The sequence below is a fragment of the Stutzerimonas sp. LR2 genome (assembly GCF_055755175.1).
The window spans coordinates 1-848 of the sequence record NZ_JBVTRR010000060.1 but is presented as its reverse complement, the minus strand read 5'-3'; the positions used below and the strand labels follow the sequence as shown (position 1 = coordinate 848).

At 47.1% G+C, this 848-nt stretch carries 1 protein-coding gene; it reads right to left on the bottom strand.

What is annotated here, in order from left to right:
- Positions 1-43 precede the first annotated feature (43 nt).
- Positions 44-733, bottom strand: a complete 690-nt coding sequence (locus ACVRRC_RS22030; protein WP_472997584.1) for a hypothetical protein — start codon at positions 731-733, stop codon at positions 44-46.
- Positions 734-848 lie beyond the last annotated feature (115 nt).

Below are 848 nucleotides of genomic sequence, written 5' to 3'. Positions count from 1 at the left end.
GTCCGTTTTTCACGATAATTCTCCACAAGTTGAGCCTTGAAAGTTAATTTATGCGTAGGCCTGAGGTTGGGGTTGGGCTGTCAGGGCGCATTGAGGCTTTGATAATCGTTATGGATTGTTCAATACCACGGGTATCTTGCCCTTTACTGGCAAGGATATGCTTTTGCTCATTCAGCGCCATGATGGCATTTTCAACACCCGCACTGAACACATCTTCCTTCACCTTTTCAGTGGTGATAACACCATTGACGACGGCCTCAAATCCGTTAACGATTTCGTTAAGTGCCAATGCGCCTTCTGGCTCAAATTGTTGGTAGTTTTGTAAGTCAATGAACGGCAGAAGGTTATCCAGCAGACTACGCATCGCATAGAACATTGTTAGCAAATAAAGGTTGTCATTCTCTGTCGTGCTGTTGTCGGCGATTTTTTTTGCCAGCGTTTCTTGGGCTTTGGCGTTATACCGTGTTGCCCAAGTCTCACTTACGCAAGCCAAGAAGCGCTCCCCTTCTCGTTTGGTCGCCTCCAAACTTGGGATACCAAACGAGCTTGGTAAAGCCTCTCTCCAGGGGATCCGCTGCTCACCTAAATAGATACCATCTGAAGTTGATTTCAAGTGAGTAAGATAGGTAAACACCTCCATGAAATGACTGTTTTCAGACAGGAGGGTATGCTCGTGGTGCTGTGCGCCCATTGCGAGTTCGTTTAAGGCTTTTGTTATTTTGGGATCAATCATGCTGGTTTTCCATTTCAGCGGGATGCGTATGCACCGGTGCGCGACCATGACGCATATGGTACAGGGTATCGCGGTGCTGCTTGGCATCCATCGTGTTGTTGTTTTTATTTCCCCA